This window comes from Agarivorans aestuarii, assembly GCF_019670125.1.
Lineage (GTDB): Bacteria > Pseudomonadota > Gammaproteobacteria > Enterobacterales > Celerinatantimonadaceae > Agarivorans > Agarivorans aestuarii.
Genome location: NZ_AP023033.1, coordinates 2236220 through 2256983 on the forward strand (window position 1 = coordinate 2236220; position 20764 = coordinate 2256983).

Below are 20764 nucleotides of genomic sequence, written 5' to 3' on the forward strand. Positions count from 1 at the left end.
TATCTAAATAGATTTTAAAGTGCGCAATTGAATTCACGTTTTCTTAAAAACAACATTTCTTGGCAAAAAAAGGCAGGCTTTTGGGCGCTGTTGGTCACCTTATTGTTCGCTGCGGTGCTTTCTCATCGCTACCAAACCATAAAGCATCAAATAGTTGAAGAAGTTGAATTGTCTTTTGGTGGTTTTAAGACAGCTAACAAACACTTAATAAGCCTGTTGTCTCAACGACTGTCACTGTTAACCCGAACGCTAGGCCTACTTAACTACGTTAATGATGAATCTGAGTTAACACTGGTCACGCTCGCTACCGAGTGGCAGCGAATTGCTCGCGATGTGAATTTAGAGGGTAACTTTTACTACGTTCACCGTGATGGGCGCGTAGACCTTGCTCTAAACCAAAGCAAAGAAGGCCACACTTTGGAGTGGAGCTCTGGTATTAACCCAATCATTAAAAACTATTTTAAAGGACTCTCATGGAGAGATGAGGGTGTGATATCCACCAAGGTTATTTACGATAAGTCTAACCAACAAACGTACTATGTTTTGTATATACCGGTATTTGATAAGTGGTCAAAACTGGTGGGTTGGATGGTTAATGAGTACGATCAGCAGGCGATTAATCAAACTGTACACTTCGTTGGTCGCCCGATGTTAGTCGAGCGCGCAGTTATTGTAACTAGCGACGATATCGTCATTGAAGGTGACTTTAGCCAAGATACCTCCAAGAAGTTGTTAAACTTGGTTGGTAAACTAGATTACTCGTCACTTAGTGATTATTTCGATGACAAGCCTTATCGAGATGCTGCTTCGCCCTATGATGTAGGCAGCGGCTTAATGTTTACCTCAGTACTTGATGAATACGAAGATTCGAACCCTAACACTGCCTTCTTGTATATCTCTTATAAAGACTTAGCCACAGACAGCCGACACTGGTTAATATTCATCGCAATTGTCTACCTGGTATCAATTGTTGGATGCTTCTTTGCCGCTTACTTAACTGAGATGATTCGCCGTGAAAAAGCGGTGGTTGAAGAACTAAACGCGCTGCGAGAAGCTGCTTTTGAAGGAGAGTTTTCACAAGTTATTATTAACCCTACGGGGAAGGTAATGCAGGTGAATCAATACTTAGCAAAAAAAGTGGGTGTAGATGCGGAACAAATGATTGGCACTAAGCTTACGGATTTTGGTCAATCTGACCCTGGATTTGATGAAGTACTTAAAATTGCTGCTGAAAAAGGCAGTTGGTTGGGAGAGGTTTCTATACTCGGTAACAATGGCCACAATACTATTCAGCAAATGACAGTAACCGCTGTTTATTGGCAAGGTAAACTACATAACTTTGTTTGCTCTAGTATTGATATTAGCGCTCAGAAAACGCTTGAAGACAAGCTTATGCAGCTGGCCAATACTGATCCTTTAACCGGTGCAGCAAATCGTCGTCATTTTGAAGACAGTGTATTCTTGGAGCAGAGCCGTAGCGATCGCAATGGTTGTCGTTTTTCAATATTGATGATTGATGTGGACCACTTTAAACAGCTCAATGATCAATATGGCCACGATACTGGTGATTTGTGTTTGATTCGTTTAGTAGAAACGATTACTAAGTTAAAACGAGAAACTGACTTACTCGCCCGTTGGGGTGGAGAAGAGTTTATTATGTTACTGCCCGAAACCGACCTTACACAGGCAATAAATTTAGCTGAACGACTGCGTCTTGCCTTCGAGCAAGATAAAGCTGTTCCTAGCTTTACTTGTAGTTTTGGTATTACTCAAAGCGAAAAAGACAGTAGCTTTGCTAAACTATACAAGCAAGCAGATAAGGCTCTGTACACGGCTAAAAATAACGGGCGAAATCAGGTAGTTGAGTATGCATCTATGATGGAAACTGATTAGTTGAAGCTCGCTATTTCTGTTTCTGTTAGCTCTCGATACTCACCAGCTTGTAATTCATTATCTAGCATTACGTCACCAATTTTCTCCCGGTGTAAGGCGATAACTTTATTGCCTATCGCCGCGCACATTCGCTTAACCTGATGGTAACGCCCTTCACTAATACTCAGAATGAACTGCTTTTCATTGATACGTTTAGTTACGGCGGGGAGAGTAGGTTTATCTTCACCTCGCAACAAAAGGCTTTTTTCTAGTAGCTGAAGGTCATTGTCGCTAACCGCATCAGCAAGGCTAACTCTGTAATCCTTAAACTTTTTGCTATTGGGGCTTGTGACTTTATGTGACCATTGGCCATCACTGGTCAAAAGCAATAAACCTGATGTGTCTACATCCAAGCGTCCGGCAGCATGTATTTTAAGTGGTGAGTCTATTAAGGACATGGCGCTGGGGTGGTTAGCTTCAGCTTCAGTGCTTAAATAGCCTATTGGTTTATTTAACATGAAATACTGATGTTCGATTAGCTTCAATTCTTTGCTATCTAAACCAACGTTGTCACTTTCACCAATAGCAAATTGTGCATTTGTTTGAATTTGACTATTCACAGTCACACGTTTGTTTTTGATATACTTTTTAGCATCGCTTCGTGATATGTGCCCAGCTTTAGATAGGAATTTGTCTAATCGGCAAGGGTATTTCATAATGGAGTTCTGTTGCTACTTTGCTGTAGCACAAGTTTACTAAACAATGCCGTTAAAGGCTTTAAGTGGAGAAAAGTTTTTGCAAGTAATCTGTCGCTCATCGGTAGAGATTCTAGGTAACATTGTGTCTAAGGGCATTACCCTACGCTACTTTAGTGATGGCACTGCCATTACCCAGTTTGAAGTGTTGTTCAAGCGAAAGCCTAAAGGAAGTGGAAAGGAGCAAGTAGAAGTATTTCAGCTTAATGCTCGAGGAGAGCAGGCGGAAAGAATTAAACAGTATGCAAAAGCGGGCGATGGAGTGGTGATCAGTGGCCACCTAAAAAACCAAAAAGACAGCAAAGGTGCTATCTCTAGTGCCATTGAGGTTGAACAAGTGAGCTTCGTTGGCGCACCTTCTCAACTCTATTGGAATAAAGTTACTTTGGTTGGTGAAATTGTCGAAAAGTCATCTTTGCGAAAGAGTATAAACAATCAAAGCTATTTAAAGTTGCAAGTTTCTACTGATCAATCTGATCAACAACATGTAGTTAATTGCAATCTGTGGGCTTATCCCGCAGAACTAATTGATAAACAGGCAGAAGTAGGTGATAAGTTAGTACTTGAGGGTTCGCTCAAAAATGCTTTTGCAGAAGACAAAGTAATCTCACCGATCTTGGTAGACGGGCATACATGTCTTCATTTAAAAGCCTAATTTAAAGCTTTAAAATTGCTTGCTTAGAATGGGCTCAATATTTTTTTAACGCGCTGGTGGAGTAGTTATTGGCATCGATGCTTAGGTTAAACTGCTCAGCTTGCTGCTCTAGTTTGTTCTCTGAAGTAGTTAACTCGTTGAGCATAAGAGTATTGTCGTCTAACTCCCAAATTTGACGACTACCTAAATACGAAAACTTAACGATCTCAAAAGCCGTTCCATCTCCTTTATTCATGGCTTTGACTAAAGATGACATTTTGCGATTAATTTTGTTGAGTTCTTGTTTTAAGCGCCAAACATACATGACCTCATAAAACCATTCTCTGTCTTTCAGCGTTAATACCACAGGGACAATGCTAACAACTGCTGCTACCACGCCCAATAGGTTGAGATAGAAATTATCGGAACCCTTTGAAAACAGCGTGATAAATAGGCTCGACCAAAACAGGGTGAACAAAATCAACAAACCAGAAATACCGATATAGGTATAGCGAGAACGTTGTTGATAAACGGTTTTGTCAATTTTTTGAAACTGCATGTTTAAGCCAAAGAGTTTATTTTGGTTTAGATGGTATCAAAATTAGGCTTTTTCGGGAAATAGAAAGCTAGGCAGAGCATAAAGTAAGCTGTTGTTTAATATTTAGAAAAATGTTGGTTAAAAGTCACAGCTTTAGTTCTCATGCTCCCACTTTAGGGCTATGATTAGTTATGGATTACTCGGTACACAAAAATATACAAGGAATGTTTATGAACCGCACACCCGTTGTAGCTCGTGTGGCAAAATCTTTGGGCTTAACACTTGCCTCACTTTCATTATTAAGTGCGTGTGACACTGCACCACCACCTCCGCCGGTTGTTAAAGCAAATGTAAAAGTACTTGAAGTTGCAATGAAAGAAGTAACGCCAAGTAACGATTTTGTTGGCAGAACAGAAGCGACTCAAGACATAAAAATTAAGTCTAAAGTACGTGGCAACTTGTTAAAAACCAACTTTGAAGAAGGTAGCATTGTTGAAAAGGGCGCTTTGCTGTTTGAAATTGACCCGGCTCAGTACGATGCAGCAGTTAAAGCGTCTAAAGCCTTAGTTGCTCAAGCCAAAGCTGCTTACGATACCGCTGTTTTGAACTTCAAGCGTGGTGAAGGCCTTATTAAGGACAACTTCATCAGTCAGTCTGATTATGACAACTTATTGTCTCGTAAACTGCAAACTGCGGCCTCTTTACAAAGCGCTAATGCCGAGCTAGATAACGCAAAACTTGAGCTTGGTTACACTAAGATCTACGCGCCATTTACTGGCCGCATTAGCCGAGCATCGGTATTTACTGGTGATTTAATTTCGCCAGACCAAACCGAACTAGCCGATCTTGTTCAAATGGAGCCGGTGTGGGTTAACTTCCAGCTTCCGGAAAAAGTACTTATTGAAGCACAACGTGCGCATAAGTCTGTTACCACTCCATTTAAGCTTAGTGATTTCCCGGTTAAAATTAAGTTCCCTGATGGCACCATGTTTGAAGAAATTGGCAAAATGGATTTTGTTGATAACCGAGTTGATGCAACAACAGGTACTCTTGCTATTCGTGCAGAGTTTCCAAACGAAGAACATATCATTGTCCCCGGCTTATATGTGACCGTCATTATTGAATCGCCGGAAGTTCAAGAAGTAATGCTAATTCCTCAACGTGCTGTTCAAGAAGACCAACAAGGCCGCTACGTACTTACTGTTGATAAAAAAAACATGGTGGGTCGTAGAAATGTTGAACTTGGTCAGCGTTATGGTATCGACTGGGAAGTAGAAAAAGGTTTAGAAAAAGGCGATTTGGTTATCACCGAAGGTTTACAAAAAGCCCGTGTTGGCGCTGAAGTAGATCACGAAATGGATACCGTTCAACCATTCTCTGATAGCCAATCTTAAGGAGTCGGTGATGATTAGTAAGTTTTTTATTCATCGACCCAAGTTCGCCTTTGTTATTTCAATTGTTTTAACTTTGGCAGGCTTTTTGTCGATACCGGTATTGCCGGTTGCGGAATTTCCAAACATCTCGCCACCTATGGTGTCGGTTACCACAAGTTATCCAGGCGCAAGCGCTGAGGTTGTTGCCGATACCGTAGCTAAAGTTATCGAAGCCGAAGTTAACGGCGTCGAAAACATGATCTACATGGAATCAAAGGGCGCCAATGATGGTAGTTATAGCCTCAATGTCACTTTTGAAGTAGGTAGCGACGTTAATATGGCGCAGGTGAACGTACAAAACCGCGTTCAACAAGCGATGCCTAGGCTTCCTTCTGAAGTTCAGCGAAATGGTGTAAAAGTAGAGAAACAAGACCCAAGTATTTTAATGATGCTTAACCTTGTTTCGCCTAATGAGTCTTTAGATAACTTGTTCCTAAACAACTACATGGGAATCAATATTAAAGATAACCTGGCTAGGGTTAACGGAGTATCTAAAGTAAGCATTATTGGTGGCATGGACTACTCAATGCGTATTTGGCTAAACCCAGACCGCATGGCCAGTTTAGGTGTAACCGTTGATGATGCGATTGCATCTATTCAAGAGCAGAATATTCAAGTTGCTGCAGGACGAATTGGTGCCGCTCCTGTGCCGCGCGATCAGCAGTTCCAATATACCCTGTCTACTAAAGGTCGTTTAAGCCACCCTGAAGAGTTTGAAGAGATTATTATTCGTTCAAACCCTGATGGCAGTGCGGTATACCTGAAAGACATTTCCAGAGTAGAGCTTGGTGCAGCTAGTTATGACGCAGAGGCGATGTTAGATAATAAAGCTTCTGCGTTGTTATTTATCTACCAAGCTAGTGGTGCAAACGCCTTAGAAGTTGCTAAAGGTGTACGTGAAGAGCTATCTCGCTTAGAGGAGCAATTCCCGGAAGATATGGACTACAAAGTGTTGTACGACACTACCCAGTTCGTAGAAACTTCGATTGACGAAATGCTTGAAACACTGCTTATCGCTATCGCGCTGGTAATCTTTGTTGTTTATATCTTCTTGCAAGATGTGAGGCAAACTTTGATTCCTGCTATTGCTATTCCGGTATCCCTTGTAGGAACCTTTGCGTTCTTGCTCGCTACAGGTATGAGCATTAACACGGTATCACTGTTCGCTTTGATTTTAGCGATTGGTATTGTGGTAGATGACGCCATTGTTGTAGTAGAAAACACCACACGTTTAATGCAAGACGAAGGTTTGAATGCTGTTGACGCTACCACCAAGTCGATGCAAGAGGTTACTGGTCCAGTTGTTGCCACCACCTTGGTGCTATTAGCTGTATTTGCGCCTACGGCAGTAATGCCAGGTATTACAGGTCAAATGTATGCTCAGTTCTCTATTACCATTTGTATATCGGTACTTATTTCTTCAATCAATGCACTAACACTAAGTCCAGCTTTGTGTGCATCTCTATTGAAGACACCCAAAGTTCATGAAAAAGGATTTCATGCCTTTTTCAATAAACACTTTGATAAAGTAACCGGTAAGTACACTGGTTTTGTTACCGGAATGGTTAGAAAACTGTCTATCGTAGGCATTGTTTACGTGCTGCTGATCGGCGCTACCGGATACTTAGCTACTTCTTTGCCGTCTGGATTTGTACCAACAGAAGATAAAAAAGCATTCTTTATCGATGTGCAATTGCCAAATGGCGCCTCCATCAACCGCACTAAAGAAGTCGTATCTAGAATGGTTGAAGAGTTAAATGAGCTTGAAGGAGTAACAAATGTTATTTCAGCTAGCGGTTATTCCATTATCTCAGGAGCTGTATCTTCGAATGCCGGCTTGATGGTGGTGATCCTCTCACATTGGGATGAACGTAAAGACCCAGCTCTAGTTGAATCTAATATCGTTCAGCGAGCTAACGGGGTGTTAGCTAGTTATAACGAGGCTCAAGCTGTTGGTTTCTCGCTACCGGCTCTTCCTGGTGTAGGTACAGTAGCAGGTGTTGAATTCTTTATTCAAGACACCCTAGGGCGAACACCAGCTAACCTTGCCAGTGTGATGCGTGCGACTGCAGTGGAAGCCGGTAGTGCACCAGAGTTAGCTGCTGCGTTTAGTACTTATCGTGCTGATGTACCGCAACTGTTTGTAGATGTTGACCGCCAGAAAGCTAAGGTTCAAGGTGTACAATTAAGTAGCATCTTTATGACCTTACAGACTATGTTAGGCTCAATGTATGTGAATGACTTTAACCGCTTTGGTAAAGTTTTCCGGGTAAACATGCAAGCTGAAACTGAGTTTCGTAATTCAGAGCAAGATATTGCTCGATTCTATATTCGAAATAAATTTGATGAAATGGTTCCTCTCAATACTTTAGTTCAAGTAGAGCCAAAGCTAGGTCCAGAGTACATCAACCAGTTCAACTTGTATGGCGCAGTTAAGATGAACGCTTTCCCTGCACCTGGGTTTAGCTCTGGTCAAGCCATTGATGCGGTTAAGCGGATTGCTGAAACCACATTCCCTGCAGGCTATACCTATGAGTGGTCGGGTCAGACATACCAAGAACTGAAAGCGGGTAACTTAGCGCCATTTATTTTTAGTTTGGCTTTAATTTTCACCTATTTGTTCTTGGTTGCTCAGTATGAAAGCTGGACTGTTCCAATTTCAGTAATGTTGGCCGTTCCTATCGCCATCTTAGGTGCGTTTGTATACATTTGGATTATGGGTTCTGACGTAAACTTGTATACCCAAATTGGTTTGGTATTGTTAATTGGCTTGGCCTGTAAGAACGCTATTCTTATCGTGGAATTTGCTAAGCAGTTGCGAGAAGGAGGAATGAGTATTCGCGATGCTGCTGTTAAAGCTGCTCGCTTGCGCTTCCGAGCGGTATTGATGACCGCGTTCTCGTTTATCCTAGGTGTTATACCTTTAGTCATTGCTACTGGTGCTGGTGCTGCTAGTCGTATTTCTTTAGGTTACGCAGTAATGGGTGGAATGATAGCCGCAACTATTGTTGGTACCTGTTTAGTGCCTGTTTTCTACGTGATGCTTCAAGGCTTACGTGAGAAGGTTAAAGGTATTAAGGATGCTGAAGACAAGTAACAATTAGCCTAGTGAAACGAAATAGCCCGATTTATCGGGCTTTTTTATGTCTGTTAATTTAATTTAGCTTATTGTTCTGGGTCGAAAAAGTAGCAACAACGCAATTTAGGGTCAAAGTTCTTCACCAAGGCGGCTGGTACATCTTCCCACTTAACCGTTTTGTTGATTTTTAAGTCTTCTTTATTTAGGTCTAGTAGGTTGGCGTTTGTGAAGTTTTTACCTTTTTCTAGTAGCAGCACTCTAGGTTTTAGTTTTTCCTTAGGGTTACTAGACATCACCATCGCAAAGCCATTGTTGGATAAGCTAACTATAGAACCTGGCGGGTATATACCAAGGGTGTTCATCAATTGTTCTAAGTAGAGCTTGTTAAATTTGGTACCGGCGCTTTTATAAAGAGAAGCGAAGGCTTCTTGAGGTGTCATTCGCTTTTGGTTAGGCAGCGGAGAACACAAATGTTCAAAGGCATCTACAATCGCCAACAATTGTGTAGCCTTGTTCAGATCTTTGGCTTTTAAGCCTTGAGGGTAGCCAGAACCGTCAAGACGTTCATGATGGTTGACCACTATGGGCAATACTTCTTCAGGAAAAGAGCCTGCCTTTTTTATAAGTTCAGCGCCAAATTTAGGGTGAGTCTGATAAAAGTTTTGCTCAGCCTGGCTCCATTCTGTTGGTTTTCTGCGTATTTGCTGAGGAACCTTTAACTCGCCAATATCGTGAATCATCGCCGCAATGCATAAATGCTGGCTTTCCTTCTCAGTAAAACCGAGGTTTTTTGCAACTAAAATAGAGAGCACTGCTACGTTAACGCTATGAAAGAAAATATCTTCATCACTACTCGGTTCCAAACTTACATAAACGCTATGAGCCGAAGAGGACTTAAACATTAATTGTAAGGTGATATTCACTTGCTCAAATATGCTGTAATAAGCTTCTTCGGGCTTACTGGTAAATTTGGTTAAGGCTAAACGGAAATTCTCAGCATTTTGTAAATAGGCTTTGTTTGCTCGTTTTTGTCCATTTCGAAGCTCATCTAGCCATGCTTGGTCTGGATCAATTTCAGCAACCTCAGATTGTTTCTCCTCAGTGCCATCATCTTGGCTGAGCTCGGGCGTAGAGACTTTGGACTTACTGGGAACGACTTCTATTAACTCTAAACCCAGTGACTTTACTACAGTGAGTTGCTCATTGTTTTTTATGAGGAAGTTGTTGCGCATGAAAGGGTGCGCAGTCCAACCCAAGGGAAGGCTGATGTAGTGTCCTACTTGCAAGGACTGTGTAGGTATTTCCGTTTTAGACATAGGCCTAGATTAATTAATCCTTTGAGTAATTGTAGTTAATAGTCACAAATTTATAAATGCTTGATTGTTCATAACAAGTCGCTAAGCACACTTATTGTCGCTACAATCGTGCTTTATGAGTATTGGTTAAGGCCATTTAATCAATTTGTTACTGGTAATAATGGGCGATATGCCAATAAAACTATGAAAAATAAAGATATTACTTTAGCTATTACTGGCGCCTCTGGAGCACCATACGCCCTGTGTCTATTAGAACAGCTGATTAGAAATGAGTTTACTGTACATTTACTGGTATCTAGTGCCGCAAAAGTAGTGTTAGCTACAGAAGTAGAAGAACAATGGCCTAGTAACCCAGAAAAGGCCCAGGTTTTCCTGCAAGAGAGGTTTAATGCTAAGCCAGGACAAATTGTTGTGCCAGGTAAAAACGATTGGTTTTCTCCTGTAGCATCCGGCTCTGCAGCCCCTAAAACGATGGTGGTTTGTCCATGCAGTATGGGCACATTAGCTTCTATTGCTATGGGGCTTTCAGATAACCTTATTGAAAGAGCAGCCGATGTTGTAATTAAAGAGAAAGGTAACTTGATAATGGTGCCTAGAGAAATGCCTTTCTCGGCGATCCATTTAGAAAACATGCTCAAGTTGGCTAAATTAGGTGTAGATATAATGCCAGCTAACCCTGGTTTTTATCATAAGCCAGAGACTATTCAAGATTTAGTTGAACATGTCACCGCACGGATTCTTGATCATATAGGTATTGATAATGACTTAGTAGCGCGTTGGGGATACTCAGGAAAGTAACTAAGGGAAAGCAAATACAGGTGATTAGATCACCTGTATTTATAGAAACTAGTCTTCGCGGCTTTCGCAGTCTGCTTTGGTGCAGTTGCCGTACAAGTACAAGCTATGGTTAGTCAGTTTGATATTGTTTTCTACGGCGATATCTTTTTGTCTTTGCTCAATCATATCGTCATTAAATTCAATCACTTTGCCGCAGTCTAAACACACTAGGTGGTCATGGTGATGTTGGCTATTTAGTTCAAATACCGATTTTCCGCCTTCAAAGTGATGACGAGTAACTATGCCAGCATCATCAAACTGATTAAGTACTCGGTAAACGGTTGCTAAACCAATCTCTTCGCCTTGATCTATTAAGAGCTTGTATAAGTCTTCAGCACTAATGTGCTGGTTAGTAGGCGTTTGCAGCAGCTCTAGAATTTTCATTCTTGGCAAGGTCACTTTAAGGCCCGCTTTTTTTAGAGCTAGATTATTATCAGACATAGGTGAAATTTTTTCCCTTGCTGTTATTCATTCCATAACTGGGCAGTAGTATACGGATTTAGATGACAAACAGAAAGCTTGATAAGAAAACTTGTAGCACAGTTAAATATTTATTAACCTATTCTTAACAAGTCTGACCAGTTGAGCTTATGGATATTTTACTAAAAAAAGCAGCCGTCGCGAAATCTGTCCTTAATCTTTGGCCGCCGTTTTGGGGTTCTGGGATTAAGATCACCCATCTCAGTAAGGATTTTCACCTATGCCAGGTTCGATTAGCATTTAGATGGTGGAATAAAAATGCTAACCGTTCGCAATTTGGCGGAGCCATGTTTGCGATGACCGATCCTATTTATCCACTAATGCTAATGGCGGTTTTAGGTAATCGCTATCATATATGGGATAGCGAAGCGTCAATTAAATTCGTGACCCCAGGGCGTGGCAAAGTGTTTGCTAAGTTTCAACTGGATAAAGCGTTTATTGAAACCATTCTTATTGCTGCTGCTTCCGGTGAAAAGTTTGAACCTGAGGTTACTACCGAAGTATTGGATGAAAAGGGTAAAGTTGTAGCAGTAATTAAACGCAAGTTGTATATCCGTCTTAAGCGGCAGTATCGACCGCAACTAAAGCAGGTAGCCTAGTGAGTTACTGGATGAGGCTTAAGTTTTTCTTATAGCGTTCTATAACTTTAGTAACGTAGTTTTGTGTTTCTTTGTAAGGTGGAATTTTATAGCCATATCGCTTAACTGTGTTTTCACCTGAGTTGTAAGCGGCTAGCGCAAGTTGCAAAGACTCAAACTCGTCTAGTAACCAGCGTAAGTAGCGGCTGCCAGCTTCTATATTTTGCTCTGGTATGAAAGGGTCAGTAACAGAAAAACGCTCTGCAGTGGCGGGCATTAACTGCATTAAGCCCATGGCGCCGGCACGAGATACCGCATTGTGTTTGTAATTTGACTCTGTTGCCACAACAGCGTGTACTAATGCGGGGTCAAGTTTATGACGTTTAGCACTGTCTACAATGAGTTGATGGTAGGGGCGTTCGCTAGGAGAGCGTAGCGGAATAGATTTAGCTTTTGGTGGATCAAGCGATTTAGGCGTTCGCATTAATAAACGCCATTTAGATCCTTTCTTTTCTTGGGCAAAGTGCATGACACCATGTTGGTCTTCATAAAACCAAACATCGGCTCTAGCTATACTTGATATCCCAATAAGAATTAGTAATAAGTATTTAAACAAGTTGTTCTCCCTCTGAACCAAGTTAAGCATAAACTTGGCCAACTATACGAGGGCCAGATACAATAACTGGGCTTTCGCCCAGTTATTTTAGTCGGCTAATTCAGCTAAGCACATTTCTTCGTAAACTTGTTTACACCAGCCTTTAACACGTTCTTGGGTTAACTCTGGTTGGCGGTCTTCATCAATACCTAAACCTACAAAGTGAGCGTCATCAGCTAGTGCTTTAGACTCTTCAAAGTCGTAGCCTTCGGTCGGCCAATGACCCACAACAGTAGCGCCTTTATTTACTACAATGTCGTTGATAGTGCCCATTGCGTCTAAAAAGTACTCAGCGTAGTCTTCTTGATCACCACAGCCAAATATTGCTACCAATTTCTCAGAAAAATCAATTTGTTCTAGGTCTGGGAAAAAGTCATCCCAATCACATTGAGCTTCACCGTAATACCAAGTTGGGATACCTAATAGAATAAGTGAAAAATCATCGATGTCTTCTTTAGAAGACTTGGCAATGTCTTTTACTTCAACTAGTTTTTTACCTAGCTCTTTTTGAATCATTTGCGCAACAGCTTCGGTGTTACCGGTGTCGCTACCAAAAAATATTCCTACACTCGCCATAAATGTTACCTGTAATACAAACTATTGATTTGTTGAAAATTGACTAACTTGTTTGTTTAGCATCTTTTCGATTAACTCACTGCGGCTTATGCCGGACTCAGTAGCCAATTGATTTAACTGTTCGAAGAGAGCCAGCTCTACTTTCAACTCGATTCTTTTAAGACCATTTGCACGATCGCGTTTCAGCTGGTTGCGCTTATTGGTTTTTAACTGATCTTTTCGCTCTAAAGGGTTAGTTCTTGGTCGCCCAACTCTTTTTTCACTGGCGAATAGATCAATAGTGGTTCGATCTGTATTTTGTTTTGCCATTAATTATAAAACAACCGTCTAAGCTAAGCCGCTGCCTTCCCAGGTTAGCTGAATTAGCCCTTTTGCAATAAAGCCTGCACACCCCAAAAATAATACTAGCCATACAATTGCGCGGCCGAAAGGAGGTACATTGCCTTTTTTTAATACGTCTTGAATAGCCATGCCGATAAAGAAAAATAGAACAGCGAAGCCAATATTTAGCGCTAGGCTCTCTATAAGATCTATATGCTTTGCGAACATCACTATCCTTCAGATAAAAATTCGACGCGCACTATACCATAAAGCGCCACCAGGTGTTAAATATGCTTGGCTAAAAACTGCTCAGTTAAACGGTTGAAAATAGCTGGTTTTTCAGCGTGTAACCAATGTCCGGTTCCGGCAATCATTTTCAGCTCAGCTTTAGGAAATTGCTGGCCCACTGATTGCTGATATTTACTCACAATATAGTCTGAGTTTTCACCTTTTATAAACAAACAAGCGTGCTCAAATTGACCAAATTGTTCCCAGCCAATGATGCTGTTGTAGCATAGTGCCAGTTGCTCAATGTTGAATAGCCATTGCCAACCTTGCTTTGTGTTAGCCAATGACTTGAGCAAAAACTGGCGTACGCCAGCTTCTTGAATATGCTCCGCCAATAAGCTTTCTGCGTCTGAACGCGATTTTATGTCTTTTGGATCAAAGCTCTTTAAGCCAGAAAATACCGCCGTGTGGTTGTGTTGATAAGCTACCGGCGCGATGTCGCCAACAACTAAGGCGCTTACTAAATCGGGGTAAAGTTGCGCAGTAGCCATGGCTATTTTTCCACCCATAGAGTGGCCAACAATGGCACATTGTGAAATGTCTAACTTTTCACATAAAGTCTTAACTGCTTTCGCCTGGAGTTGATAGTTCATAGATTCTGACCGTGGCGACAAACCATGATTCAGCGTATCTACACTTATCACCCGATAGGATAAACCAGCCAAGTGTTTAGCTAAAATGCCTAAATTGGATAAGCTTCCAAATAATCCATGAATGAGCAGGATAGGGTAGCCTTGTCCTTGTTCTTTATAATGCAGGTTCAACAATCTGGCTCCACAAATGTCACAAAATTGTTAGTCTGCCTTTGCAGCTCTATTACTACAAGTATTTGAAAGTCATTTCTTTGTTCATAAAATGGCCTTTCAAAAGATCAAATTAGGATTGTTGGTGAGTTATTAGCGCTGCTATGTATAATAAATAGCTATGTTAAGAGCTTTGCAATCCTAGAAAGAAACGATGAAAACGATAGAAATTGAAGAAGATTTGTATTTATACATTGCCAGCCAAACTAAACACATTGGTGAAAGTGCCTCAGATATTCTAAGGCGACTGCTAGAAGTTGATGGTCAAGAATTACCAGAAGAGCAGGCAGTTATTGTTGTTGAGAACAAAGATGAGGACAACATAGAGCAAGAGTTAGTAGTTGAAGCTGCACATACTGCAACTGTAGCAGAAGCCGATGTGTCTGATAGTGACCCTTTAGATTATTTCAATTTTGCCGAAATAACTGAAGCTGGCAGTTCAACAAAACGTTTCTTATCATTGCTGTCAGGCCTTTACGCCATAAGCGGCGAGCAGTTTGCTAAAGCTTGTGTATTAAAAGGAAGTAAACGCGAATACTTCTCGCAAGATAAAGACTTATTACTGGCCTCTGGAAAAACCAGCAAACCTCAAGCTATACCAAATAGTCCTTATTGGGTGATCACCAATACCAACACTGCGCGCAAACGCCATATTCTTCAGCATGTCGCCAGTGAAATGGGTTTACAAGAATTTCAAATTGAACGCTTATGTGAAGCGGTCTAACTATTTATCTTAAACTTAAGCATCGGAGAAGCTATTAATGGCTATTCACCCTTTAGCAGGTACGCCAGCTCAGGCTGAGCATCTTGCAAACATTCCACGATTAGTGGCTGACTATTACTTACTAGAACCAGACGTATCAATTAGAGAGCAGCAAGTTGCATTTGGTACTTCAGGTCACCGTGGTAGTTCTAGCAAAAAAGCGTTTAACGAAAACCACATTTTGGCAGTTAGCCAAGCTATTGCAGAGTATCGTTTAGCTCAAGGTACCACTGGCCCCTTATATATAGGTAAAGATACACACGCTTTATCTGAGCCTGCTTTTTGTTCAGCAATCGAAGTGTTTGCAGCAAATGGGGTAGAGGTTCGTTATCAAGAAGGTCTTGGTTACACGCCAACTCCCGTTATTTCTCACGCAATTTTGGCTTATAACCGCTTGGGTAAAGAACAAGCTGATGGCGTAGTGATTACTCCATCACACAATCCGCCGGAAGACGGTGGCTTTAAATACAACCCACCTAATGGTGGCCCAGCCGATGGCGACGTGACTAAAGTTGTTCAAGATAGAGCCAATGAAATATTAGCTAACGGCTTAAAAGACGTTAAGCGTATTGCATATGATGATGCTATTACTAAACCTTCAATTGTCGCTATTGACTACATTAAGCCTTATGTTGACGATCTAGCAAACGTATTAGATATAGATGCGATTGCTAAAGCCAAAGTAAAAATTGGCGTAGACCCATTAGGCGGCAGTGGTATTGCTTACTGGTCGGTAATTGCAGAAACCTATGGTTTAGACATTGAAGTTGTTAACGATCGTGTTGACCCTACTTTCTCGTTTATGACCTTAGATAAAGACGGCAAGATCCGTATGGACTGTTCATCTCCTTATGCGATGGCCAGCTTAATTGCACTTAAAGACAAATTTGATGTCGCTGTAGCCAATGACCCAGACTATGACCGTCATGGCATTGTTACAAAGAGCAGTGGTCTACTAAATCCAAACCACTACTTGGCAGTGGCGATTAACTACTTGTACTCGCACCGCAGCCAATGGGGCGCAGATGCAGCAATTGGTAAAACATTAGTTTCAAGCTCAATGATTGACCGCGTAGCTACAAGCTTAGGCCGTGAACTAAAGGAAGTACCTGTTGGCTTCAAGTGGTTTGTTGACGGTTTGTTTGATGGAAGTATCGCTTTTGGCGGCGAAGAAAGTGCAGGTGCTTCTTTCCTTCGTAAAGATGGTGGCGTATGGAGTACCGATAAAGACGGTATTATTCTAGCCTTACTTGCAGCGGAAATTATTGCCGTTACTGGCAAAGATCCAGGCGAGCACTACCAAGGGTTTGTTGAGCAGTTTGGCGAGCCTTGCTACAAGCGTATCGATGCGCCAGCAAGCATCGAGCAAAAAGCAGTACTTAGCGCATTGGACCCAGCCATGGTAGAAGCCGAAACCTTAGCTGGTGAGACTATTACAGCCAAACTAACTGCTGCACCAGGCAATGGCGCTGCTATTGGTGGCTTAAAAGTTGTAACCGAAAACGGTTGGTTCGCTGCTCGTCCATCGGGTACTGAAGCTATCTATAAGATTTACATGGAAAGTTTCAAAGGTGAGCAACATTTAGCTCTAATTGAACAAGAAGCTCAAACCATTGTTTCTGCAGCATTGGCAAAAGCTGGTCTATAATCTATAAGCACCGGATGAAGGGTATTGAATAAATACCCTTTTTTTGTGCATAAATTCCGCCTGAAAACGTATGCCAACTGCTTCAAATTGCAAGTTCTGTAATAGTTTTGTTACAAAAGCGCATTACAATGGTATAGGTCTATAATTTGAACGATTTGAATCAAAAGCCCCGTATTAATTGATTCCGATCAAGATTGCTTCCGATTTACTTATGAAAGCATTTTCAAATGCTGGGCTTTTGGCGGGTTTTCTTTACACTTCATTTCGGTTCTTTGAGTGAAAAAGCATTTTTTCCAAAAAATGCATAAAAATTTAGTCTTGAGAGAGGCTTTTTTACCTAAATGTGATGTAGAACGTATATAATATCGTTCCGCATCGGTAACATGAGCTCGGATTTTTGAGCACATACAGTCTTTTGTAGCATTTGTTGTTCGGTTAACCATCGAATGCTACGTTGGAAGATGTCACCACAAAGGTTAGATACAAAGGAAATTCACATGGCCGCTAAAAAGGCAAAAGCAACAAACACAGTAGCGTTATCTAAAGATCAGTTTAAAGATGCTATCGTTAAACATCTTCGTAGTACCTGTGGTACTGACGAAGCTCGCGCTAACAATCAAGCTTGGTGGAAAGCCACTTGTGCAGCAGTAAACGAGTTAGTTTTCGAACGCTTAACTGAAACTTCTAAAGCGAATGCAGATAAAGATTCTCGTGCAGTTCACTACTTATCACTAGAATTCTTGATGGGTCGTTTGACAGTGAACAACATGCACAACGTAGGCGTTTTTGGCGCTGCACGTGATGCATTGGCAGATCTTGGTAAAGACGTTAACGACATCTGTGACGAAGAGCCTGATATGGCACTTGGTAACGGTGGTTTAGGTCGTCTAGCTGCTTGTTTCATCGATTCTTTGGCTACTCTTAACTACCCAGCGGTAGGTTACGGTATCCATTACGAGCATGGTTTATTCCGTCAAGAAATTCAAGGCGGTCGTCAAATCGAGCGTCCTGATAGCTGGCGCGAGTACGGTAACCCTTGGGAAATCTGCCGTCCAGAATCAGTTCAAGAAGTTCCTCTATACGGTTACGTTGAAACTGTATTTGGCGAAGATGGCAAAATGCGCAAAGTTTGGCATGCTGGTCGTCAAATCAAAGGTGTGCCATGGGATATCCCAGTAGTTGGTTACGAAGCTAAAACTGTAAACGTACTACGTTTGTGGGAATCTAAAGCTGCTGACTTCTTTGATTGGGACGTTTTCAATGCCGGTGGTTACATCGATTCTCAATCTGAGAAATCTCAAGCTGAAGCAGTTTCTAAAGTATTGTATCCAAACGACGAGTCAGAAGCTGGTAAAGAGCTTCGTCTAATCCAACAATACTTCTTCTGTGCTTGTTCACTAAAAGATATTATTCGTCGTTACAAGCGTAACCACAGTGACTTCTCTCAGTTCTCTAAGCAAGCTGTTATTCAGTTGAACGATACTCACCCAACTGTTGCTATTCCTGAGTTGATGCGCATTCTTATCGACGAAGAAGGTCTAGTTTGGGATGACGCTTGGAAGATCTGTAAAGAAACTTTCGCTTACACAAACCACACTCTATTGCCAGAAGCACTAGAAAAATGGGCTGTGTACTTGTTCGAGAAAGTACTTCCACGTCACCTAGAAATCATTTATGAAATCAACCGTCGTTTCCTTGAAGACGAAGTTGAAGCTAAATGGCCTGGCAACGATGAAATGAAACGTCACCTTTCTATTATTGAAGAAGGTGAAACTCGCATGGTTCGCATGGCGTTCCTATGTGTTGTTACTTGTTTCAAAACTAACGGTGTTGCAGCAATGCACTCAGAGTTGGTTAAAGAAGATCTGTTCCCTGAGTTCTACGAACTATGGCCAGAGCGTTTCGTAAACGTAACAAACGGTGTAACTCCTCGTCGTTGGTTGCTTGCTTGTAACGAACAGCTAGCTAACATGTACAACGAAACCGTTGGTACTGATTGGCCGCGTAAGTTAGACGAGCTAAAAGGCGCTGCTAAGTTTGCAGACGATGCTAAGTTCCAGAAAAACTTCATGGCGATTAAACGCGAGAAGAAAGTAGAACTAGCTGACAAGATCGAAGAACTATGTGGCATCAAAGTAAGCCCTGATGCAATGTTCAACGTTCTTATTAAGCGTCTACACGAGTACAAGCGTCAACACCTAGCACTGCTACACATCCTAGCACTTTACCGTCGTCTACTTGAAAACCCAGATTACGATATGGGCCCACAAGTATTCATCTTCGGTTCTAAAGCTGCTCCTGGTTACAAGTTAGCTAAAGACATTATCTACGCAATCAACAAAGTTGCAGATAAAGTGAACAACGACCCACGCATTAAAGACAAGCTGAAAGTTGTGTTCATGCCTAACTACCGTGTAACTCTTGCTGAGAAACTATTCCCAGCAGGTGACGTATCTCTACAGATTTCTACTGCAGGTTACGAAGCATCTGGTACTGGTAACATGAAGTTTGCCCTAAACGGTGCACTAACTCTTGGTACTATGGACGGTGCAAACGTAGAAATCCGCGAAGAAGTTGGTGACGAGAACATCTTCATCTTCGGTATGGATTGTGACGAAGTTAAAGCGCTTAAAGCTGCTGGTTACAACCCATGGGATTACTACTACGGAAACCCTGAGCTGAAAGCTGTTCTAGATTGGTTAGAAACAGACTTCTTCACTCCTGGTGCACCTGGTGAGCTAGCTTCAATCAAGCACAGCTTGTTAGAAGGTGGTGACCCGTACCTAGTATTGGCTGACTTCGAGTCCTTCACTACTCAGTACACTGCTGTTGACCTAGCTTACCGCGACCAGAAGAAGTGGGCTAAGATGGCTATCATCAACTCTGCTTCAGTAGGTAAGTTCAACTCAGACCGTTCTATTGAAGATTACGTAGACCGCATCTGGAAACTTGAAAAAGTTATGCCTAACTAAGAACCTTAGTTTTTAGCTAAAAAAGGGAGACAATGTCTCCCTTTTTTTATGCGTGAAAAACTAGCATACTATTGGCCACTTCTAAGATATCTAAGGACAAGATGTGGCGAAAACAGCTTTAATCCAACAGGGTCTGCTAGCGTTCACCTTAAACTCTCCGCAAAACGCCGACACCTTTGAGTTTGAATTAGCTAATAATACCAAGGTGAAGTTATTAGCATCTGGTGTACTGCAATTCGAACCTAAAGAGTCAACATCTAGTCGAGCAATTGTGTTGTCTGCCGGAATACATGGCAACGAAACAGCACCCATTGAATGCTTAGATAAATTAGTTTCTGATATTTTTTCCTTGGAGATAAAGTTAGACCAACCCTTGCTGGTCATTCTTGGTAACCCTCCAGCGATGATTGAGGCTAAAAGAGAGTTAAGTGTAAACTTAAATCGTTTGTTTATAGGTAAGCATAAAAATTACGAGCGCAGCTATGAAGTAGAGCGCGCTAATCAATTGGAAACTCTCTTAGACTGTTTCTACAAAGCCTATCAGCATTTACCCGCCTATCACTTAGATCTACATACTGCGATTAGAAGTTCCAAACACGAAAAGTTTGCTGTTTATCCCTTTACCCATGGTAAGCCATGGAAAAAATCGAGTTTAGCGCTGTTGCAATCTTGTGGAGTGGACTGTGTACTTTTTTCAAACGAGCCAGCATCAACATTTAGCTACCATTCAAGTGCCAAATACGGTGTGGTAGCTTTTACCGTTGAACTAGGCAAAGTACATGCTTTTGGTCAAAACGACTTAAGTAAACTAGATCAACTCACTACCACGCTGAAACAGCTACTTAGCGCTAGCAACCTCAAGTCATTAGACTTTAAGCCTAAGCGAGCAGTCTTGTTTGAAGTGAGTGATGTGGTAGACAAGCATCAAGATGATTTTTGCTTTAGCTTCAATCAAAGCCAAGCCAACTTTACTGAATACCAAACTGGTTATGAGCTCGCCAAAGAGGGTAGTGAACGAGTAGTTATTAGTAACGGTCCTAAAGCCATTGTATTTCCTAATGACAAGGTAGCAATTGGTCAACGAGCAGTATTGTTAGTAAAAAGAATGACTCAATCAGATATTGTCCAAGCAGAAAAAAAACATAGGCTGATATAAGAATATAAAGCTAGTGATTCTAAATTCACGATGCATCACTAGCTTATAATCTGTTATTCA

19 protein-coding genes are annotated in these 20764 nt (G+C 41.5%); 10 read left to right on the plus strand and 9 right to left on the minus strand.

Features of this window, described 5'->3' with window-relative positions; genetic code table 11:
• Window positions 1-27: 27 nt before the first annotated feature.
• On the plus strand, window positions 28-1893 hold the full coding sequence (locus tag K5609_RS10410) for a sensor domain-containing diguanylate cyclase (RefSeq protein WP_221077089.1): 1866 nt from the start codon (window positions 28-30) through the stop codon (window positions 1891-1893).
• On the opposite strand, the gene K5609_RS10415 is transcribed toward K5609_RS10410, so the two are convergent.
• Entirely contained in the window at window positions 1890-2588 is a 699-nt protein-coding gene (locus tag K5609_RS10415) for a pseudouridine synthase (protein WP_221077090.1), read from the minus strand. The genes K5609_RS10410 and K5609_RS10415 overlap by 4 nt on opposite strands.
• Before the next feature lie 79 nt (window positions 2589-2667).
• Between K5609_RS10415 and K5609_RS10420 the strand changes: the two genes are divergently transcribed.
• Window positions 2668-3282, plus strand: a complete 615-nt coding sequence (locus tag K5609_RS10420; RefSeq protein WP_221077091.1) for a single-stranded DNA-binding protein — start codon at window positions 2668-2670, stop codon at window positions 3280-3282.
• Between the two features lie 34 nt (window positions 3283-3316).
• Here K5609_RS10420 and K5609_RS10425 read toward each other — a convergent pair whose 3' ends face one another.
• The gene (locus K5609_RS10425; protein ID WP_221077092.1) at window positions 3317-3820 is read right to left on the minus strand and encodes a DUF3087 family protein; all 504 of its coding nucleotides are present in this window, start codon (window positions 3818-3820) and stop codon (window positions 3317-3319) included.
• A gap of 209 nt (window positions 3821-4029) precedes the next feature.
• Here K5609_RS10425 and K5609_RS10430 point away from each other — a divergent pair, with 209 nt between their 5' ends.
• Both K5609_RS10430 and K5609_RS10435 read left to right on the plus strand, forming a co-directional pair.
• Window positions 4030-5193 (plus strand): efflux RND transporter periplasmic adaptor subunit, encoded by a 1164-nt coding sequence (locus K5609_RS10430; RefSeq protein WP_221077093.1) that lies wholly within the window; start codon window positions 4030-4032, stop codon window positions 5191-5193.
• Between the two features lie 10 nt (window positions 5194-5203).
• A complete protein-coding gene (locus K5609_RS10435; protein WP_221077094.1) occupies window positions 5204-8329 on the plus strand; it encodes an efflux RND transporter permease subunit in 3126 nt (1041 codons plus the stop codon).
• 68 nt (window positions 8330-8397) lie between these two features.
• Here the strand turns inward: K5609_RS10435 and K5609_RS10440 are convergent, their stop codons facing one another.
• Window positions 8398-9627 carry a cyclic di-GMP phosphodiesterase gene (locus tag K5609_RS10440; RefSeq protein ID WP_221077095.1) on the minus strand — a complete coding sequence of 410 codons (1230 nt, stop codon included), beginning with the start codon at window positions 9625-9627 and terminating at the stop codon, window positions 8398-8400.
• Window positions 9628-9810: 183 nt separating this feature from the next.
• Here K5609_RS10440 and K5609_RS10445 point away from each other — a divergent pair, with 183 nt between their 5' ends.
• Window positions 9811-10425, plus strand: a complete 615-nt coding sequence (locus tag K5609_RS10445) for a flavin prenyltransferase UbiX (protein ID WP_221077096.1) — start codon at window positions 9811-9813, stop codon at window positions 10423-10425.
• A 48-nt stretch (window positions 10426-10473) separates the two neighbouring features.
• Here K5609_RS10445 and fur read toward each other — a convergent pair whose 3' ends face one another.
• Complete coding sequence (gene fur, locus K5609_RS10450) at window positions 10474-10905, minus strand: ferric iron uptake transcriptional regulator (protein WP_221077097.1); 432 nt, start codon at window positions 10903-10905, stop codon at window positions 10474-10476.
• 149 nt (window positions 10906-11054) lie between these two features.
• Here fur and K5609_RS10455 point away from each other — a divergent pair, with 149 nt between their 5' ends.
• Window positions 11055-11543 (plus strand): DUF4442 domain-containing protein, encoded by a 489-nt coding sequence (locus tag K5609_RS10455; RefSeq protein ID WP_221077098.1) that lies wholly within the window; start codon window positions 11055-11057, stop codon window positions 11541-11543.
• 4 nt (window positions 11544-11547) lie between these two features.
• Here the strand turns inward: K5609_RS10455 and K5609_RS10460 are convergent, their stop codons facing one another.
• The 5 genes from K5609_RS10460 to K5609_RS10480 all read right to left on the minus strand — a co-directional run bounded on the left by K5609_RS10460 (window position 11548) and on the right by K5609_RS10480 (window position 14129).
• A complete protein-coding gene (locus K5609_RS10460; RefSeq protein ID WP_221077099.1) occupies window positions 11548-12138 on the minus strand; it encodes a lytic transglycosylase domain-containing protein in 591 nt (196 codons plus the stop codon).
• A gap of 87 nt (window positions 12139-12225) precedes the next feature.
• Window positions 12226-12753 carry a flavodoxin FldA gene (gene fldA, locus K5609_RS10465; protein ID WP_221077100.1) on the minus strand — a complete coding sequence of 176 codons (528 nt, stop codon included), beginning with the start codon at window positions 12751-12753 and terminating at the stop codon, window positions 12226-12228.
• A gap of 21 nt (window positions 12754-12774) precedes the next feature.
• Window positions 12775-13062, minus strand: a complete 288-nt coding sequence (ybfE, locus tag K5609_RS10470) for a LexA regulated protein (RefSeq protein WP_016403239.1) — start codon at window positions 13060-13062, stop codon at window positions 12775-12777.
• Between the two features lie 18 nt (window positions 13063-13080).
• Window positions 13081-13302 (minus strand): DUF2788 domain-containing protein, encoded by a 222-nt coding sequence (locus K5609_RS10475; RefSeq protein WP_163135060.1) that lies wholly within the window; start codon window positions 13300-13302, stop codon window positions 13081-13083.
• Between the two features lie 56 nt (window positions 13303-13358).
• Complete coding sequence (locus tag K5609_RS10480; RefSeq protein ID WP_343212508.1) at window positions 13359-14129, minus strand: alpha/beta fold hydrolase; 771 nt, start codon at window positions 14127-14129, stop codon at window positions 13359-13361.
• Window positions 14130-14319: 190 nt separating this feature from the next.
• On the opposite strand from K5609_RS10480, the gene seqA reads away from it, so the two are divergent.
• The 4 genes from seqA (at window position 14320) to astE (ending at window position 20704) form a co-directional block, all read left to right on the plus strand.
• Complete coding sequence (gene seqA / locus K5609_RS10485) at window positions 14320-14889, plus strand: replication initiation negative regulator SeqA (protein WP_221077101.1); 570 nt, start codon at window positions 14320-14322, stop codon at window positions 14887-14889.
• A 37-nt stretch (window positions 14890-14926) separates the two neighbouring features.
• A complete protein-coding gene (gene pgm / locus K5609_RS10490; protein ID WP_221077102.1) occupies window positions 14927-16576 on the plus strand; it encodes a phosphoglucomutase (alpha-D-glucose-1,6-bisphosphate-dependent) in 1650 nt (549 codons plus the stop codon).
• A 497-nt stretch (window positions 16577-17073) separates the two neighbouring features.
• Entirely contained in the window at window positions 17074-19548 is a 2475-nt protein-coding gene (locus K5609_RS10495) for a glycogen/starch/alpha-glucan phosphorylase (protein WP_221077103.1), read from the plus strand.
• A gap of 103 nt (window positions 19549-19651) precedes the next feature.
• Complete coding sequence (gene astE / locus K5609_RS10500) at window positions 19652-20704, plus strand: succinylglutamate desuccinylase (RefSeq protein ID WP_221077104.1); 1053 nt, start codon at window positions 19652-19654, stop codon at window positions 20702-20704.
• Window positions 20705-20764 lie beyond the last annotated feature (60 nt).

Coding starts and splice junctions, on each gene's coding strand:
- K5609_RS10430 (WP_221077093.1), top strand. CDS start 4,030: ATGAACCGCACACCCGTTGTAGCTCGTGTGGCAAAATCTTTGGGCTTA.
- K5609_RS10440 (WP_221077095.1), bottom strand. CDS start 9,627: ATGTCTAAAACGGAAATACCTACACAGTCCTTGCAAGTAGGACACTAC.
- fldA (WP_221077100.1), bottom strand. CDS start 12,753: ATGGCGAGTGTAGGAATATTTTTTGGTAGCGACACCGGTAACACCGAA.
- K5609_RS10455 (WP_221077098.1), top strand. CDS start 11,055: ATGGATATTTTACTAAAAAAAGCAGCCGTCGCGAAATCTGTCCTTAAT.
- K5609_RS10415 (WP_221077090.1), bottom strand. CDS start 2,588: ATGAAATACCCTTGCCGATTAGACAAATTCCTATCTAAAGCTGGGCAC.
- K5609_RS10475 (WP_163135060.1), bottom strand. CDS start 13,302: ATGTTCGCAAAGCATATAGATCTTATAGAGAGCCTAGCGCTAAATATT.
- fur (WP_221077097.1), bottom strand. CDS start 10,905: ATGTCTGATAATAATCTAGCTCTAAAAAAAGCGGGCCTTAAAGTGACC.
- K5609_RS10425 (WP_221077092.1), bottom strand. CDS start 3,820: ATGCAGTTTCAAAAAATTGACAAAACCGTTTATCAACAACGTTCTCGC.
- pgm (WP_221077102.1), top strand. CDS start 14,927: ATGGCTATTCACCCTTTAGCAGGTACGCCAGCTCAGGCTGAGCATCTT.
- seqA (WP_221077101.1), top strand. CDS start 14,320: ATGAAAACGATAGAAATTGAAGAAGATTTGTATTTATACATTGCCAGC.
- K5609_RS10445 (WP_221077096.1), top strand. CDS start 9,811: ATGAAAAATAAAGATATTACTTTAGCTATTACTGGCGCCTCTGGAGCA.
- ybfE (WP_016403239.1), bottom strand. CDS start 13,062: ATGGCAAAACAAAATACAGATCGAACCACTATTGATCTATTCGCCAGT.
- K5609_RS10435 (WP_221077094.1), top strand. CDS start 5,204: ATGATTAGTAAGTTTTTTATTCATCGACCCAAGTTCGCCTTTGTTATT.
- K5609_RS10495 (WP_221077103.1), top strand. CDS start 17,074: ATGGCCGCTAAAAAGGCAAAAGCAACAAACACAGTAGCGTTATCTAAA.